Source organism: Trinickia sp. (assembly GCF_057351765.1).
On the sequence record NZ_JBMRBK010000098.1, the window covers coordinates 1 to 17,928 of the forward strand.

At 64.8% G+C, this 17,928-nt stretch carries 15 protein-coding genes; all 15 read right to left on the bottom strand.

The features are described from left to right. Positions 1–175: 175 nt before the first annotated feature. The 15 genes from ftsZ to mraZ all read right to left on the bottom strand — a co-directional run bounded on the left by ftsZ (position 176) and on the right by mraZ (position 17,726). Positions 176–1,381, bottom strand: a complete 1,206-nt coding sequence (gene ftsZ / locus ACO1XS_RS25910) for a cell division protein FtsZ (protein ID WP_173258003.1) — start codon at positions 1,379–1,381, stop codon at positions 176–178. 110 nt (positions 1,382–1,491) lie between these two features. Beyond that, positions 1,492–2,724, bottom strand: coding sequence for a cell division protein FtsA (ftsA, locus tag ACO1XS_RS25915; RefSeq protein WP_173258004.1), 1,233 nt, complete (start codon positions 2,722–2,724; stop codon positions 1,492–1,494). A 40-nt stretch (positions 2,725–2,764) separates the two neighbouring features. Next, positions 2,765–3,526, bottom strand: coding sequence for a cell division protein FtsQ/DivIB (locus ACO1XS_RS25920; protein ID WP_173258006.1), 762 nt, complete (start codon positions 3,524–3,526; stop codon positions 2,765–2,767). Between the two features lie 10 nt (positions 3,527–3,536). Next, positions 3,537–4,487, bottom strand: coding sequence for a D-alanine--D-alanine ligase (locus ACO1XS_RS25925; protein WP_331571454.1), 951 nt, complete (start codon positions 4,485–4,487; stop codon positions 3,537–3,539). A gap of 43 nt (positions 4,488–4,530) precedes the next feature. Further along, positions 4,531–5,922 (bottom strand): UDP-N-acetylmuramate--L-alanine ligase, encoded by a 1,392-nt coding sequence (murC, locus tag ACO1XS_RS25930; protein WP_331571456.1) that lies wholly within the window; start codon positions 5,920–5,922, stop codon positions 4,531–4,533. Continuing rightward, positions 5,919–7,025, bottom strand: a complete 1,107-nt coding sequence (gene murG / locus ACO1XS_RS25935; protein WP_486392024.1) for an undecaprenyldiphospho-muramoylpentapeptide beta-N-acetylglucosaminyltransferase — start codon at positions 7,023–7,025, stop codon at positions 5,919–5,921. Before murG ends, murC begins: the two co-directional genes overlap by 4 nt. Then, positions 7,022–8,296, bottom strand: coding sequence for a putative lipid II flippase FtsW (gene ftsW, locus ACO1XS_RS25940; protein WP_331571461.1), 1,275 nt, complete (start codon positions 8,294–8,296; stop codon positions 7,022–7,024). The genes murG and ftsW overlap by 4 nt, the downstream gene beginning before the upstream one ends. Beyond that, a complete protein-coding gene (gene murD, locus ACO1XS_RS25945) occupies positions 8,293–9,810 on the bottom strand; it encodes a UDP-N-acetylmuramoyl-L-alanine--D-glutamate ligase (protein ID WP_486392029.1) in 1,518 nt (505 codons plus the stop codon). Before murD ends, ftsW begins: the two co-directional genes overlap by 4 nt. Before the next feature lie 31 nt (positions 9,811–9,841). Then, positions 9,842–11,011, bottom strand: coding sequence for a phospho-N-acetylmuramoyl-pentapeptide-transferase (mraY, locus tag ACO1XS_RS25950; protein WP_173258015.1), 1,170 nt, complete (start codon positions 11,009–11,011; stop codon positions 9,842–9,844). Between the two features lie 15 nt (positions 11,012–11,026). Beyond that, positions 11,027–12,511 (bottom strand): UDP-N-acetylmuramoyl-tripeptide--D-alanyl-D-alanine ligase, encoded by a 1,485-nt coding sequence (locus tag ACO1XS_RS25955; RefSeq protein WP_486392025.1) that lies wholly within the window; start codon positions 12,509–12,511, stop codon positions 11,027–11,029. After that, entirely contained in the window at positions 12,508–14,034 is a 1,527-nt protein-coding gene (locus tag ACO1XS_RS25960; protein WP_486392026.1) for a UDP-N-acetylmuramoyl-L-alanyl-D-glutamate--2,6-diaminopimelate ligase, read from the bottom strand. The genes ACO1XS_RS25955 and ACO1XS_RS25960 overlap by 4 nt, the downstream gene beginning before the upstream one ends. Continuing rightward, on the bottom strand, positions 14,031–15,854 hold the full coding sequence (locus ACO1XS_RS25965) for a peptidoglycan D,D-transpeptidase FtsI family protein (RefSeq protein ID WP_331571467.1): 1,824 nt from the start codon (positions 15,852–15,854) through the stop codon (positions 14,031–14,033). The genes ACO1XS_RS25960 and ACO1XS_RS25965 overlap by 4 nt, the downstream gene beginning before the upstream one ends. Then, complete coding sequence (ftsL, locus tag ACO1XS_RS25970; protein ID WP_486392027.1) at positions 15,851–16,228, bottom strand: cell division protein FtsL; 378 nt, start codon at positions 16,226–16,228, stop codon at positions 15,851–15,853. The genes ACO1XS_RS25965 and ftsL overlap by 4 nt, the downstream gene beginning before the upstream one ends. Then, positions 16,225–17,166 (bottom strand): 16S rRNA (cytosine(1402)-N(4))-methyltransferase RsmH, encoded by a 942-nt coding sequence (gene rsmH / locus ACO1XS_RS25975; protein WP_331571471.1) that lies wholly within the window; start codon positions 17,164–17,166, stop codon positions 16,225–16,227. Before rsmH ends, ftsL begins: the two co-directional genes overlap by 4 nt. 131 nt (positions 17,167–17,297) lie before the next feature. Next, positions 17,298–17,726, bottom strand: a complete 429-nt coding sequence (gene mraZ / locus ACO1XS_RS25980) for a division/cell wall cluster transcriptional repressor MraZ (RefSeq protein WP_486392028.1) — start codon at positions 17,724–17,726, stop codon at positions 17,298–17,300. Positions 17,727–17,928 lie beyond the last annotated feature (202 nt).

Here is a 17,928-nt window from a genome sequence, read left to right on the forward strand (position 1 = left end):
CCCGTGCGCGTCGATAACCGCTCGACACGTTTGGGCGATGCGCCGCGCACGACCGCTGCGAGCGCGCGCCCTAGGGGACGCGGCCGCCTTGCGCCGTTGCCGTTCAACATGCTCAGCCCTTCTCGTGCGCTTCATCGCGCCGAAAAAACGTGCGACGCGCGAGGCGTCGCACGCCTTAATCGGCCTGTTTGCGCAAAAACGCCGGAATGTCGTACGTCTCGACGCCCTTTTCCTGGAGCGCCTGGACATGCGAAGCAGCCGTCTCGCGCGAATTGCGCCACACGGCCGGTGCATCGAACGCACCGTAGTCGCCCGACGCCGTGCGCGAACTCGCGTAGCCGTTTTGCGCGGCCGCGACCGGCTGGTTGTCGGTACCGGTGCGCAAAAGCGTCATCGGCGCCGGCTGCTGCTTCTTCGCCGCGCTCGCCGCCGTACGGCCCAGGCCCGTGGCGACGACCGTCACGCGCAGCGCATCGCCCATGGCGTCGTCGTAGACCGCACCGAAAATCACCGTTGCGTCTTCCGCCGCATAGCTCTTGATGGTGTTCATCACCTCGCGCGTTTCGGACAGGCGCAGCGAACGGCTCGACGTGATGTTCACGAGCACGCCGCGCGCGCCCGAGAGATCGACGCCTTCGAGCAGCGGACTCGCCACGGCCTGCTCCGCCGCGAGACGGGCGCGATCGACGCCGGCGACGGTCGCCGTGCCCATCATCGCCTTGCCCTGCTCGCCCATGACCGTCTTCACGTCTTCGAAGTCGACGTTGACGAGACCGTCCACGTTGATGATTTCGGCAATGCCGGCCACCGCGTTGTTCAGAACGTCGTCCGCGCACTGGAAGCACTTGTCCATCTCGGCGTCATCGCCCATCACCTCGAACAGCTTGTCGTTCAGGACGACGATCAGCGAGTCGACGTGATCCTCCAGTTGCTGCGAACCTGCTTCTGCCACGCGCATGCGCTTGCCGCCTTCGAACTCGAACGGCTTGCTCACGACACCGACGGTCAGAATGCCCATCTCTTTCGCGATTTGCGCGACGACCGGTGCCGCACCCGTACCCGTTCCGCCGCCCATGCCGGCCGTGATGAAGACCATGTGCGCGCCGCGCAGCGCGTCGGCAATCCGCTCGCGGGCTTCTTCCGCCGCGGCGCGCCCCATTTCCGGCTTTGCGCCCGCACCGAGACCCGTGCTGCCGAGCTGAATCACGCTCGGCGAACGCGAACGCGAGAGGGCCTGCGCATCGGTGTTCATGACGACGAAATCGACGCCCTGCACACCCTTGTTGATCATGTGTTGCACAGCGTTGCCGCCGGCACCGCCAACGCCCACCACCTTGATGATGGTGCCGCTGGTTTCCGTTTCCAACATCTGGAATTCCATATTGCCTCCGTCAAGAAAAAGATCCCGCTCTTCGGCCGTTATTCGGCAGGGAATCGGGCAACCCCCTGTCGCGCGCAAGCCGCCGGCACCGGCGCGAATTCAAAAAGACTTCAAAAATTGCCCAGGAACCAATCCTTCATGCGAGTGAAGACCTGCCCCATCGAGCCCGACTGGACAGCAACCTTGCGTCCACGCATTCGCTGCGACGAGCCCTCGACGAGCAGCCCCATCGCCGTCGAATAGCGTGGATTGCGCACGACGTCGGCGAGTCCGCCCGCATACTCCGGCACGCCGATGCGCACCGGTTTGAGAAAAATGTCCTCACCGAGCTCGACCATGCCCGGCATCATCGACGCACCGCCCGTCAAGACGACGCCCGAACTCAACAGCTCCTCGTAACCGGACTCGCGCACGACCTGATGCACGAGCGAGAAGAGCTCCTCGACGCGCGGCTCGATTACGGCCGCAAGCGCCTGGCGCGACAGCGTGCGCGGCCCGCGCTCGCCGAGCCCCGGCACTTCGATCATCTCGTCCGGATCGGCCAGTGCCTGCTTCGCAATGCCGTAGCCGACCTTGATGTCCTCGGCGTCGGGCGTCGGCGTGCGCAGCGCCATGGCGATGTCGCTCGTCACCTGATCTCCGGCAATCGGAATGACCGCCGTATGGCGAATCGCACCTTCGCTGAAGATCGCGATGTCCGTCGTGCCGCCGCCGATGTCGACGAGCACCACGCCGAGTTCCTTCTCGTCCTCGGTCAGCACAGCCAGCGACGACGCGAGCGGCTGCAGAATCAGGTCGTTGACTTCGAGCCCGCAGCGCCGCACGCACTTCACGATGTTTTGCGCCGCCGACACCGCACCGGTCACGATGTGAACCTTCACTTCCAGACGGATGCCGCTCATCCCGATGGGCTCGCGCACATCCTCCTGCCCGTCGATGATGAATTCCTGTGTGAGGATGTGCAGCACCTGCTGATCCGTCGGGATGTTGATCGCCTTGGCCGTTTCGATGACGCGCGCCACGTCGGCCTGCGTCACCTCCTTGTCCTTGATCGCCACCATTCCGCTCGAATTGAAGCTGCGGATGTGACTCCCGGCAATGCCGGTGAACACGTTAGTGATCTTGCAATCGGCCATCAGTTCCGCTTCTTCGAGCGCGCGCTGAATCGATTGCACGGTGGCCTCGATGTTCACCACCACGCCTTTTTTGAGCCCCTTCGATTCGCTCTGCCCGAGACCGATCACCTCGTAATGGCCTTCGCCCCTCAGTTCGGCGACGACCGCTACGACCTTCGCGGTACCGATGTCGAGGGAGACCAGCAGATCCTTATAGTCTTTACTCATAGCGTGCTCGTGCGTGTGATGTCTTGTCGTGCTTCATGTGTTATTTCTTGGCCTTGCCCTTCGTGCCGCCATCGTCGAGAAACCGCATCCCCGCGGCGCGGATCGCGAAGCCATTCGGATAGCGCAGGTCCGCATATTCGATGTCGTTGCCCCAGCGCGCCGTGACAGCCTTCCATGCAGCGCTGAGCCGGTTGGAGCGTTCCGCGAGCGTCGACGGATTGCGCTCCCGGCCGTATTCGATCTGCATACCGTTCGACAGTTTCACTGTCCATGCATAACGCGGCGAAAGCGTGACTTCGTCGGGCACGGCGCCGAGCGGCGCCAGCCATTTCTTGAAATCGAAATAGCGGGCGACGACCTCTTTCGACGTACCGGCAGGGCCGTCGAACGCGGGCAGTTCCTCGTCGAGTTCGCCCTGGTTCGCGGTGAAGAGATCGCCGTCCACACTGACGAGCTGATCGCTGCCCCAGGTCCCGAGCGGCTTGTACTCCTCGAGCGTCACGGCCAGTGCGTTGGGCCAGACCCGGCGCACGCTCGCGCGGCGTACCCACGGCATTTGCTCGAACGCCTGACGCGCCGCATCGAGATCGACGGTGAAGAAGTTGCCCCGCAGATGACCGACGACACCCGCACGCACGATCGGCGTGTTGATGTGCTCCGTGTCGCCGTCGATGCGAATGGCCGCCAGCGCGAACGACGGGCGTTGCGCGAGCCAAATCCCGCCCGCCGCGACGAGCGCGACGAGCACCAGCGCGAACAGCACGTTGGCGGCGAGATTGAGCTGGCGAACGTTGCTCCACATGATCGTTGTCTCAGTCCTCGAGGGTCAGCGCCAGCACGGCGACGACCAGTTCCGGATAACTGATGCCGACGGCGCGCGCCGCTTTCGGCGGCAGGGAGTGATCGGTCATACCCGGGGCCGTATTCACTTCGAGGAAAAACGGGTTGCCGGCCGCATCGAGCATGAAATCGGCACGGCCCCAATCGGAGCAGCCGAGCACGTCGAACGCGCGGCGCGAGAGTGCCTTCAGCCGCGCCTCCTCGCTCGCGGACAAACCGCACGGAATCAGGTACTGCGTGTCGTTCGCGATGTACTTCGCGTGATAGTCGTAAAACTCGCCCGCCGGTACGATGCGAATGATCGGCAAATCGAGGTCGCCCGCAATGCAGGCCGTGTATTCGCCTCCGCCTTCGATGCTCTTCTCGACGAGCACGATCTTGTCGAATTTGGCCGCCTCCTCGAGCGCGGCCGACAGTGCCTCGGCGCGAGCGACCTTCGTCACGGCGACGCTCGATCCCTCGCTCGCCGGCTTCACGAAGAGCGGCAGCCCGAGCTTCGCGACGATCTCGGGTGCGCGAGCCGCATAATCGTCGCCGCGCAGTACCGTCTCGAACGGCGGTGTCGGCACGCCCGTCTGCTGCCAGACGAGCTTCGTGCGGAATTTGTCGAGCCCGAGCGCCGAGCCCAGTACGCCGCTGCCCGTATAGCGGATGCCGTAGAAGTCCAGCGCGCCCTGCAGCTGGCCGTTCTCGCCGTAGCCGCCGTGCAGCGCGATGAACGCACGCGCGAAGCCCTGCGCCTTCAGCTCCGAGAGCTCGCGCTCGGCCGGATCGAACGGATGGGCATCGACGCCCGCATTGCGCAGACCTTCGACCACGAGCCGCCCTGAATTGAGCGAAACCTCGCGCTCGGCCGACACGCCGCCCATCAATACGGCAACCTTGCCGAAACGTTTCGGATCGATAGTCTTGCTGCTACTCATGCCAACCTCCCACGGGAGCAGCGGACGATAGTGAGCTGGGGGGTCATGTATTCACCTCTTGCGCGAGTCGTCCCGGCACGGTACCGATCGATCCCGCGCCCATCGTGATCACTACATCGCCGTCGCGCACGAGCGTCGACAGCGCCTCCGGTACGTCATCGACCGTTTCGACGAATACCGGTTCAACCTTGCCTGCCACGCGAACCGCGCGCGCGAGCGCGCGCCCGTCCGCCGCGACGATCGGCGCTTCTCCGGCCGCATAGACTTCGGTCAGCACGAGGGCGTCGACGCTCGACAGAACGTTGACGAAATCCTCGAAACAATCGCGTGTGCGTGTATAGCGGTGCGGCTGGAACGCGAGCACGAGCCGCTTGTCGGGAAAAGCGCCGCGCGCTGCCGCGATCGTCGCGGCCATCTCGACGGGGTGGTGGCCGTAATCGTCGATGAGCGCGAAGTGCCCGCCTGCCGCGATGGCCACGTCGCCGTAGCGCTGAAAACGCCGTCCTACACCGGTGAACTCCGCGAGCGCGCGCTGAATGTCGGCGTCCGGCACCTCGAGCTCGGTCGCAATCGCAATCGCCGCGAGCGCGTTTTGCACGTTGTGCAAGCCCGGCATGTTGAGGACGATATCGAGCGGCGGCGCATCCTCGCGCATTGCCGTGAAGTACATCTTGCCTTCGCGCGGGACGACGTTGACGCCGCGCACCTGCGCATCGGCCGCGAAACCGTAGCGGATGACCGGCTTCGAGACAAACGGCAAGATCTCGCGCACGTTCGGATCGTCGACGCAGAGCACCGCAATGCCATAAAACGGCAACCGGTGCGTGAATTCGATGAACGCCTGCTTGAGCCGGGCGAAGTCATGCCCGTAGGTGTCCATGTGATCGGCGTCGATGTTGGTCACGACTTCGATCACGGGCAGCAGGTTCAAGAACGATGCGTCGGACTCGTCGGCCTCGGCCACGATGAAGTCACCCGTGCCGAGCCGCGCATTGGCCCCGGCGCTCGTGAGGCGCCCTCCGATGACGAACGTCGGATCGAGCCCACCTGCCGCGAGCACACTGGCCACGAGGCTCGTGGTCGTCGTCTTGCCGTGCGTGCCGGCGATCGCAATGCCCTGCTTCAAGCGCATCAACTCGGCCAGCATGACCGCGCGCGGCACGATCGGCACACGCAGCCGCCGAGCGGCAAGCACTTCGGGGTTGTCGCTGCGCACGGCCGTCGACACGACGACGGCGTCCGCGCCATCGATGTTCGAGGCGTCATGCCCGATCGAAATACGCGCACCGAGCGAAGCGAGACGCTCGGTCGTCGCGCTCTTCGCGAGGTCCGAGCCGCTCACCTGATAGCCGAGATTGGCGAGTACCTCCGCGATACCGCTCATGCCGGCGCCACCGACGCCGACAAAATGAATATGTTTGACGATGTGTTTCATTGCTTTCCTTCCTGACGCGCGAGCGCCACGGCCGCGCAGACTTGCGCGACACGATCGGTGGCGTCGGGCTTGGCCAGCGAGCGCGCCCGCTCAGCCATTTCGGCGAGCGTTTCCCGCGTAAGCGTGCCAAGCCAATCGGCCAACGACTGCGGCGACAAATCGCGTTGCTGCACCAGCACGGCCGCGTCGTGCTTCGATAAAAATTCGGCGTTCGTGGTCTGGTGATCGTCCACGGCATGGGGGAACGGCACGAACAGGGCCGCCACGCCGATCGCCGCGATTTCCGCGACAGTCATCGCACCCGAGCGGCAAATCACGACGTCGGCGTCGGCGTACGCCGTCGCCATATCGTCGATGAACGGCACGAGCGCGAGCGTTCCTTCTTCCGTCAATTCCGCCGCGGCATAGTTCGCCTGCAACGCCTCGATATGTTTCGCGCCCGCCTGGTGCACGACGTGCGGACGCGCCTCGGGGGCGAGCAACGCGAGCGCGCGCGGCACCACTTCGTTGAGCGCGGCGGCGCCGAGGCTGCCGCCCACGACGAGCAGCTTGAGCGGCCCGCTGCGGCGCGCATACCGCAGCTTCGGCTCGTCGGCCTGCGTGACGGAGTCGCGCAATGGATTGCCGGTCCACTCGGCGCCGGGCAGCGCATCGGGAAACGCCACGAGCACGCGCCGCGCAAGCTTGGCCAGCACCCGGTTCGCCAGCCCCGCCACCGAGTTCTGCTCGTGCAGCACGAGCGGCCGCCGCGCCAGCGCCGTCATGACACCGGCTGGAAATGTGATGTAGCCGCCCATGCCGAGCACGACATCGGGACGCACGCGGTTCAAGGCACGACGGCTTTCGAGGCAGGCCCGCAACAGATTCAGGGGCAGCGAAAGCTTCGTCTTGAGCCCCTTGCCGCGCAATCCGCCAAAGCGAACGTACTCCATCGGAATGCCATGCTTCGGCACGAGCGAGGCTTCCATCCCCACCGGGTTACCTAGCCAAACGACACGCCACCCCCACGCACGCATCCGATGCGCGACGGCGAGGCCGGGGAACACGTGTCCCCCGGTTCCGCCGGCCATCACCATCAACGTACGTTGGGGAGTCGTGCTCATACTTTCCCTCCGCGCATGAGCACACGATTCTCGTAGTCCACACGCATCAACACCGCGAGCGCGACGCAGTTGAGCACGATGCCGGAGCCGCCATAGCTGACGAGCGGCAGCGTCAGCCCCTTCGTCGGCAAGATGCCGAGGTTGACGCCGATATTGATGAACGTTTGCACGCCGAACCACAGTCCGACGCCTTTCGCGACGAGTCCCGCAAAGGTTCGATCGAGCGCGAGCGCCTGCCGACCGATCTCGAACGAACGCCGCACGATCCAGTAAAACAGCAGAATGACGATGAGCACGCCGACAAAGCCGAGTTCCTCGCCGATCACGGCGAGAATGAAGTCGGTATGCGCTTCCGGCAGATAGTTGAGCTTCTCGACGCTGCCGCCCAGTCCCACGCCAAACCATTCCCCCCGCCCGAATGCGATCAGCGAGTGTGTCAGCTGATAGGCCTTGCCCTGCGCGTAGCGATCGTCCCACGGGTCGAGATAGGCGAAGATCCGCTCGCGCCGCCACGGCGACGCCCAGACGAGCAATCCGAACGTCGCGACCGCCGTGGCCACGAGCCCGCCGAAGAGCTTGCCGTTCACGCCGCCGAGGAAGAGCACCCCCATCGCAATGGCTGCGATGACCATGAACGCACCCATGTCCGGCTCGAGCAGCAGCAGTGCGCCCACGAAGCCGACGGCCAGCGCCATCGGCAAAAAGCCTTTGGCAAAGCTCTGCATGTATTCCTGCTTGCGCACCGTGTAATTCGCCGCGTAGATCGTGACGGCCAGCTTCATGATCTCGGACGGCTGCATGTTCATGATGCCGAGCGGCAGCCAACGGCGCGCGCCGTTCACGCCCTTGCCGATATGCGGTACGAGCACGATCACGAGCACCACGAGGGTGATAAGGAAGAACTTCGGCGCGTACTTGTCCCACACGGAGATCGGAATGCGGAATACGACCGCCGCGGCGATCGTCGCGACGACGAGCGAGGCGATGTGCCGCACGAGGAACGCGTAGTCGCGATAAGCGGCGTATTTCGGCGAATCGGGCATGGCGATCGACGCCGAATAAACCATGACGACGCCCAGGCCGATCAGTGCAATCGCCGCCCACAACAGCGAGTGGTCGTAATCGAGCATGCGCGAGCGCAGCGGACGGATTCCGCTGACCGCGCTCGCAAGCCCGCCCGCAGCCGTGCGGGCCGCCGTTTCCTTGCGCGTGCCGGAACCCGCGCCGCGTTCCGTGAAAAACCGTTGGGTGATGCGGTCGGACCAGCTCATAGCATCGTCCCCCGTTGCGCCGCAATGTCTTGCACCGCGCCGCGGAATACATCCGCGCGATGCGAATAGTCCTTGAACATGTCGAAACTCGCGCAGGCCGGCGAAAGCAGCACCGCATCACCCGGTTGCGCGATCGCACTGGCCTCGAGCGTCGCCGCTTCGAGCGTCGGATGCTCGGTGAGCACGACGCCCGTGTCGGCCAGCGCGGCACGGATCGCCGGCGCATCGCGCCCGATCAGCATGACCGCCCGGCACCACCGCGCGATGGGGCGCGCAAGCGGCGCGAAGTCCTGCCCTTTGCCGTCGCCGCCGAGGATCAATACGGCGCGCTGCGCAAGACCATCGAGCGCGGCGACGGTTGCGCCCACGTTGGTGCCCTTGCTGTCGTCGACATAGTCGACGCCGTCGATCGAAGCGATGAGTTCGACGCGATGCGGCTCGCCGCGATATTCACGCAGTCCGTGCAGCAGCGGCGCGGCAGCGAGACCGATCGCACGAGCCAGGGCCAACGCGGCCAGCGCATTCGCCGCATTGTGCAGTCCGCGAATGCGCAAGGCGTCGGCCGGCATCAATCGCTTCATCGTCAGCTCGACCGGAGCCGCCGCTTCCTGCCGACGGCGGCGCGATGACGATGTTTCATCCGCCGGGTCGCGCTCTTCAGCCTGAACGAGCCAATTGATATCCGCCTCTCGCAAGAGCCCATAGTCTCCCGCGCGCAGCGGGTCGTTCAGCCCGAACGTGACAACCTGCACACCGTGCGGCGCATCGGGCGCCTTATCGGCGGAGGCGAACGCCATCGTTCCGGCGTCGTCGCGATTGAGCACGCGCACCGTGTGCGGGCCGAATACTCGGCCTTTGGCCGCCGCATAGGCTTCGAAGCTGCCGTGCCAGTCGAGATGATCCTGAGTAATGTTGAGCACCGCAGCGGCATCGGGATCGAACGTGTGTGCCGTCTCGAGCTGAAAGCTCGACAGCTCGAGCACCCACACCTCGGGCAGCGCGGTGCGGTCGATCGCGTCGGACAACGTATCGAGCATCGTCGGACCGATATTGCCGGCCACCGCGACCGCCTTGCCCGCACGCTCGCAGAGCAGGCCCGTGAGGCTCGTGGTCGTGGTCTTGCCATTGGTGCCCGTCACGGCGATGACCTTCGGCGCATAACCGCTCTCGCCGAGATGCGCGAGCGCCCGCGCGAACAATTCGAGTTCGCCCCAGACCGGCACGCCGCGCTCGTGCGCGCTGGCGAACAGCGGGGCGAGTTCCGGCGAAAGCGGCGAAAGCCCCGGACTCACGACGATGAGCTCGATTCCGCCCTCGAGCAGCGCAGGCGAAAACGCGCCGCCGACGAACTCGGCATCGATGCGCTCGGCCTCGAGCAGCGGCAGACTCGGCGGTGCCTCGCGCGAATCGGCAATGCGCAGCCGGCACCCATGGCGCGCGCACCAGCGCGCCATTGCGAGGCCCGAAGCGCCGAGCCCCAGCACGAGCACCATCGGATGCCGATCTCGAAACATCTCGCCAAACATCGCTTGCTTTTCCTTTCCTTTACCGCAGTTTCAGTGTGGACAGACCGAACAGACACAACATCAACGTCACGATCCAAAAGCGCACGACGACTTGCGTCTCCTTCCATCCGGACAGCTCGAAGTGGTGGTGCAGCGGCGCCATCTTGAAAATGCGCCGCCCCTCGCCGAACCGGCGCTTCGTGTATTTGAACCAGACCACCTGGAGCATCACCGAAAGGGTTTCCGCCACAAAAATGCCGCCCATGATGAACAGGACGATCTCCTGGCGCACGATGACCGCGATCGTGCCGAGCGCGCCGCCCAGCGCCAGCGCGCCGACGTCGCCCATGAACACTTGTGCGGGGTGCGTGTTGTACCAGAGAAACGCGAGTCCGGCGCCGCCCATCGCCGAACAAAAGATCAGTAGCTCGCCGGCGCCGGGAATATGCGGAAACAGCAGATATTTGGAATAGATCGAGCTGCCCATCACGTAGGCGAAAACGCCGAGCGAGCCGCCCACGAGGACGACGGGCATGATGACGAGACCATCGAGGCCGTCCGTCAGATTGACGGCGTTACTCGCGCCGACGATCACGAAGTAGGTGAGCGCGATGAAGCCCCATACGCCGAGCGGATAGGTGATCGACTTCAGGAACGGCAGCATCAGGTCCGCGCGCGCCGGCAATCCCATCGACAGGCCGCTGCGCACCCAGGCCATGAACAGGTCGAAAACGCGCACGTTATTGGCCTCGGACACGCTGAACGCCAGATAGACCGCGGCGAACAGCCCGATGACCGATTGCCAGAAATACTTCTCGCGCGAGGACATGCCGCGCGGGTCCTTGTAGACGACCTTGCGATAGTCGTCGACCCAGCCGATCACGCCAAACCCGAACGTGACGAGTATCACGATCCAGATGAAGCGATTGGTGAGATCGGCCCACAGCAGCGTCGAAACGGCGATGCCGAGCAAAATGAGCACGCCGCCCATCGTCGGCGTACCCGATTTCACCAAGTGCGTTTGCGGGCCGTCCGTGCGCACGGCCTGTCCCACTTTCATCGAGGTCAGCTTGCGGATCACCCACGGACCGCAGACGAGGCCGATCACGAGCGCGGTGATGGAAGCCATCACCGCGCGAAACGTCAGATAGCCGATTACACGCAAAAAGCTTGCATCGTTCTGCAGCCATTGCGCCAGCGCCAGCAGCATGCTTGTCCTTCTTTTTCAGTGCGCGCCGGGCGCGGCGCCCGGTGCGCAGGGTTGCAATTGCGTCAGCGCGTCGACGACGCGCTCCATACGCATGAAACGCGAGCCCTTCACGAGCAGCGTGGTGCCGCCGCCGAATCCGGCTTGCAGCAGATGGGCGAGGAGCGTATCCACATCGTCGAAGTGGTGCGCCAGGCGCTCGCGCGCCGCAGCGTCCGGCTCGTTGGCGGCAGCAAACGCCGCACAGCTCGCACGGGCCGCATCGCCGAGCGCATACAGCGCATCGATGCCGCGCTCGCGCGCGTACGCCCCGACCTCGCGGTGAAACTCGGGGCCGTGATCGCCCACTTCGCCCATGTCACCCATCACGAGCACACGCGGCGCCGGCATCGAGGCAAGCACGTCGATGGCGGCGCGCATCGAATCGGGGTTGGCGTTGTAGGTATCGTCGACGACCGTCGCGCCGGCCAGCGCGCCTGCCGCGGCGCGCTTGACCTGCAAACGCCCTTTGACCGGCGAAAACGCTTCGAGTCCGCGGCGGATGGCATCGAGCGGAACATTCGCGGCAAGCGCCGCGGCCGTCGCGGCAAGCGCATTGCGGGCGTTGTGCGCGCCGAGCACTTGCAAGGTGGCTTCGAATGCGCCGGCGGGCGAGTCCACTCTCAGGCGATTGCCGATGAATTCGCCTGTCACCGCCGCGGAGGTCGCCGCCGTGGCACCCGTAGCCGCCTCCGTTACCGCGCCGCGATCGTGAAGCGCGAAGTCGATAACGCGATTCCCGGTGGCCGCGACACGCCAAATACCGGCATAGGCGTCGTCCGCGGGAAACACTGCGACGCCGTCGGGACCGAGCGCGTGAATCGCGCTGGCGTGCTCGAGCGCGACCGCCTCGACCGTCGCCATGAATTCCTGGTGCTCGCGTTGCGCGTTGTTGACGAGCGCGATGGTCGGCTCGGCAATCTTGGCGAGCGTGGACGTTTCGCCCGGATGGTTCATGCCCAGCTCCACGACAGCAAGCTTGTGCGCCGCGCTCAGGCGCAACAGCGTCAACGGCAGGCCGACGTCATTGTTGAAATTGCCGGCCGTGGCGAGCCGCCCGTCTTCGCCGCATGCGGCGGCAAAGATCGAGGCGATCATCTCCTTGACCGTCGTCTTTCCATTGCTGCCGGTCACCGCGACGAGCGGGATCGCGAACTGCCGGCGCCAGCCGCGCGCGAGTGCGCCGAGCGCAACGCGTGTATCGCCGTCGCCGGCTACGACGATCGCCGGCACGCCGAGCCCCTCCGGCAGCCGCGCAACCAGTACGGCGCTCACTCCGCGGCGCGCCACATCGGCCAGAAAATCGTGCGCGTCGAACCGCTCGCCTTTGAGCGCGACGAAGAAATCTCCGGGGCCCGTCGTCCGGCTGTCCGTGCTGATACGGTCGAACGCTACGGCGCCGTCGCCGGACACGGTCGCGCCCGGGATCAGCGAAGCGGCTCGAGCGAGCGAAAGCATCGTCATTCGCCGCCCCCGCGTGCCTGTGTGGCGCGCGATGCCAATGCAAGGCGCGCGTGATCCTGGTCTGAAAAGACCCGCTTCTTACCCATGATTTCCTGTGTGGCTTCGTGCCCTTTGCCGGCCAGCACGACGACGTCCTCGCGGGCGGCTCCTCGCACCGCCTGCAGAATCGCGCTCGCGCGATCCTCGATGGCGCGAGCGCGGCCCGGTTCGGTCATGCCGGCGACAATCTGCTCGATGATCGACTGGGGCACCTCGCTGCGCGGGTTATCGCTCGTCACGACAACCGCATCCGCGAGTCGCTCCGCGATCGCGCCCATGAGCGGGCGCTTGGTCGCGTCGCGGTCCCCACCGCAGCCGAACATGCAAACGAGCTTGCCGCCGCGTGCTTGTGCGATCGGGCGCAGCGCGTCGAGCGTCTTTTCGAGTGCGTCAGGTGTATGCGCATAGTCGACGACGACGAGCGGCTCGTCGTTCGCGATCCGCCCGCCGAGCCGTTGCATGCGGCCATTGACGGGTTCGAGCTTGGCAAGCTGCGTGAGCGCGGCGGCGAGCGGCACGCCGCTGACAACCAACGCCCCGAGCACGGCGAGCAGATTGCTGACGTTGAACAAACCCAGCGTGCCGACCTCGACCTCGCTCGAGCCCCAATCGGACGACAGATGAAAGGCGGTGCCGGTGGCGGTGGCGCGCACATTGGTCGCGCAAATCGACGCATCGGCGTGCCCGGCCGGCGGCGCGGCGCCGATACCGTACGAGATCGTGCGCACACGGCCCATCGTGCGCGCGATGAAACGCTGACCGGCCGCATCGTCGCGATTGACGATAGCCGCTTGCAGCGTGGGCCAGTCGAACAGCCGGGCCTTCGCCGCCTCGTAGGCTTCGAAGGTCCTGTGATAGTCGAGATGATCCTGCGTGAGATTCGTGAAGACGGCAATGTCGAAGGCGGTTCCGTTCACTCGCCCCTGATGCAGCGCATGCGAGGACACCTCCATGGCGACGCTCTTGGCGCCCGCCGCGGCCAGCGCTGCAAGACTGCGCTGCAATTGCGGCGCATCGGGTGTGGTGAAGCCGGTTTGCGCGAGCCGTCCCGGCATGCCCGTACCGAGCGTGCCGATGACCGCGCAGGGGCCCTCGAGCGAGCTCAGCGCCGCCGCGATCCATTGCGTACAGGAGGTCTTGCCGTTCGTGCCCGTCACGCCGATCACGCGCATCGACTGGCTCGGCTCGCCATACCAGCCGCTCGCGATTTCGCCCGCCAGTTCGTTCAATGCGGGTACCGCGAGCGCGCGGGCCGCGTCGACCTCGCCCGAGAATCCCTCCGGCTGATAGAGCACGGCAGCAGCGCCGCGTTCGAAAGCGCGCGCGATATGCGGCCGGCTGTCCGCGCCGTCGACGGCATAGGCCAAAAACACGTCCCCCGGCGCAACGGTGCGGGTGTCGGCGTGCAGATGCGCGCCCGAGCCCGCCTGCAAACGCAGCCATCCGATTGCATCGGCGACGTGACGATTGACGGCGGCGCTCATCGCACCACTCCCGGACGGTTGCGAGGATCGTTGGAGACGGCGACCGTGCGCTCCTGCGCGGCGGCCGGCGACTTCGTTACATCGTCGGAGACGACGAGCTGCTTCACCGGCATGTCCGGCGGCACGTTGAGCGTGCGCAGCGTATCGCCGACGATGGAGGCGAAGACCGGCCCGGAGACATAGCCGCCGAAGTGACTGCCCGCGGTCGGCTCGTCGATCGATACGGCGACGACGATACGCGGGTTAGGCATCGGCGCCATGCCGACGAACGACGCGCGGTACTTCGAATGATCGTAGCCATGCGGGCCGTGCTTGTAGGCCGTGCCGCTCTTGCCGCCCACACGATAGCCCGGCACCGCTGCCTCGGGCGACGTACCTTGCGTCGAGACGACGCTCTCGAGCATCGTGCGCACTTCGCGGGCCGTGGTCGGCGAGAAAATCTGCGTGCCGGCGACGGGTTGATCGGGATTCGTCTTGAAGATCGACACCGGCATCAACTGGCCATCGTGCGCGATGGCCGTATAGGCGCGCGCGAGCTGAAAGAGCGACGCGGAAAGGCCGTAGCCATACGACATCGTGGCCTGCTCGATGCGCCGCCAGCTCTTCCACGGCCGCAAGCGGCCCGCGGCGGCGCCGGGAAATCCAACCTTGGGCGCCTGACCGAGCCCGATGCCCGTATACATATTCCACATCTCTTCCGGCTTGAGCGTCATGGCGATCTTCGTCGCACCGATGTTGCTCGATTTCTGAATCACGCCGCCGACCGTCAGCACGCCAAAGCCGCTGTCGTCCGTGATCTGCGCGCCATCCAGCACGAAATGGCCGTTGCCCGTATCGACGAGCGTGTTGGGCGTGACGCGATGCAAGTCGAGCGCAAGCGAAACCGTGAACGGCTTCATGATCGAGCCCGGCTCGAAAACGTCGGTGAGAATCCGGTTGCGCAATTGCTCGCCGGTCAAGTGCGACCGGTCGTTCGGGTTGTAGGTCGGATAGTTGACGAGCGCGAGGACTTCGCCGGTGCGCACATCGATGACCATGGCCGCGCCCGCCTTCGCTTTCGATTTTTCGACGGCGGCCTTCAGGTCCGCATAGGCGATGTACTGGATCTTGCTGTCGATCGAAAGATCGACGTCCTTGCCGTTGTGCGGCGGCACTTGCTGATCGACATCCTCGATGATGCGGCCCATGCGGTCCTTGATGACGTGGCGCATGCCCGTCACGCCCGCGAGGAGCTTCTGATCGCCGAGTTCGATGCCTTCCTGGCCCTCGTCTTCGACGTTGGTGAAGCCGACCAGGTGGGCGGTAATTTCGCCTTCGGGATAAAAGCGCTTGTATTCCTCGCGCTGATAGATGCCCGGAATGCCGAGCGCCATCACCTTGTCCGCAGTTTCTACGGGTACCTGGCGCTTCACGTATACGAAGGTCTTGTCGCCCGAAAGTTTCGTGCGCAGTTCCTTGCGCGTGAGACCGAGCAGCGAGCTCAGCGCCGCGAGCTTCTCGTTGTCGAGGTCTTCGGGCACCGACTCCGGAATCGCCCAGATTGCGCGCACAGGCAAGCTCGTGGCGAGCACGAGGCCATTGCGATCGAGAATCTTCCCGCGCGTGGCGGCCAACTCGATCGTGCGCTGGTAGCGGCTTTCGCCCTGCTTCTGATAGAACGCGTTGCCGGGCCCCTGGATCCAGAACGCACGCGCGACGAGCGCCAAGAAGGCGACGAACAGCAGAAATACGACCAGCTTCGAGCGCCACATCGGCAAGCGTACCGACAGTACCGGACTCGCGGAAAACGTTACGCCCTTGCGACGACTGCCTTGCTTCATCGCGCGCCTCCGCGGTTGGCCGCAACACGTGCTTTCGGCGCACGCGCGCTCGCCACGCTGGCACTGGCCGCAACGCTCGGAATGGGGACTTCCTTCGCCTCGGACGCACCGGAAGCCAGCGTCAGGTATTGGGTACCGCCGCTCACGATGGAGCGCATCTTGAGCGAATCGGTGGCGACTTGCTCGATGCGCGAGGTCTTCGAGAGCGCGCTTTGCTCGTATTGCAGCTGCGCGTAGTCCTGCTGCAGCTGACGCTCCTCGGCCTGCGCACGCTCGAGTTGCACGAACAGCCGCCGCTGCTGGTTCGTCGCATTGACGACCGACAACGCGCAACCGAGAACAATGATGAGCAGGAAGATATTGAGGCGGCTCATGGCGCGACGCGCTCCGCGACGCGCATCACCGCCGAGCGGGCGCGGGCATTCGCCTGCACCTCTTCAGGGCTGGCAAACACCCGACCGACTATCTTGAGCGGAGGGCTCGGCAAATCGACGGCGCGAATCGGCAAGCGACGATCGACAGCAGGCGCACTCGCGTGCGCCTGCATGAATCGCTTCACGATTCTGTCTTCGAGCGAATGAAAGCTGATGACCACCAGCCGCCCCCCTTGCTCCAACAACGACAATGCAGCCTCTAAAACGACTTGCAACTCCGCAAGCTCTTGATTGACGTGAATCCGTATAGCTTGAAAGGTGCGGGTTGCCGGATCCTTACCCTTCTCACGTGTCTTGACGGCGTGAGCCACGATTTCGGCAAGCTCGCCCGTGCTGTCGAGAGGCCCGAGACGACTGGACTCTGCCCGGCGAGCAACAATCGCCTTTGCAATCTGAACAGCAAACCGTTCTTCCCCATAATCTCGAATGACCTCCGTCAGTTCCTGCTGCGTTGCCCGGGCCAGCCACTCGGCCGCGGATTCTCCTTGCGTCGGGTCCATTCGCATATCGAGCGGACCGTCGGCGCGGAAGCTGAAACCTCGTTCGGGATCGTCGAGCTGTGGCGACGACACACCCAAATCCAGCAATACCCCGGAAAGCCGCGCGATACCGCGCGCGGCCATCGCCTCGCGAAGGCCGACAAAACTGTCGTGCACGATTTCGAACCGCTTGTCGTCGATCGCACGCGCCGTTTCGATCGCTTGCGGGTCCTTGTCGAACGCAATCAAGCGCCCCGCGTCGCCCAGCTTTGCCAGCACCGCCCGGCTATGCCCGCCACGCCCGAACGTACCGTCCACATAGACGCCGTCCACTCGCGTCACGAGCGCATTTACCGCTTCATCCAGCAACACCGTCTGATGCTGCAGCGTATTTCCCATCGCAGCGTCCAAGTTCCCAAGAAAACGCCGGGCCGTCCCATGCATCCGCCCCGCGGGAATTCCCTTGGGGGATTGCGCCCTCGAGCGGACCTGACGCGAAGCGGCACGTCCCGGGGCACTCACAACAGCGATCAGAAAGTGAAATTCTTCAACGCTTCGGGCATGCCCTGAGCCATCGCCGCCTGCTCCTTGGCCGCGTATGTCTGGGCGTCCCAGAGTTCGAAATGGCTTCCCATGCCCAACAACATGACTTCCTTCTCCAGCGCTGCCGCCATGCGCAATTCCGGCGAAACCAGAATGCGCCCCGCGCTATCGAGATCGACATCCGAGGCGTTGCCGAGAAAGATTCGCCGCCACCAGTGCGCGTCCATCGGCAGCGCGGCGATCTTGGCGCGGAATACTTCCCATTCGGGGCGCGGAAACAGCAACAGGCAGCCGTCCGGGTGCTTGGTCACAGTCACCCGTCCTTCTGCCTGTCCTTGCAGCGCTTCGCGATAGCGAGCCGGCACCGACATCCGCCCTTTCGCATCGAGCGTCAGCGCCGACGCCCCTTGGAACACTTTCCGCTCTCCCGTTCAGGGCACCGAAGCACCCGCTCAATGCTGAGAATTTAGCCGGAATAGCCCGCCAAATCACACAAAAATACACTTTCTCACACTGTCTCCCACTTTAGAGGAAGGGTGTGGCACGGTCAAGGGAGCGGCCCGCTTTTTTGACGAATTTTGTTAGTTAGAACAAGGACTTACGCGCACATGCTCATGC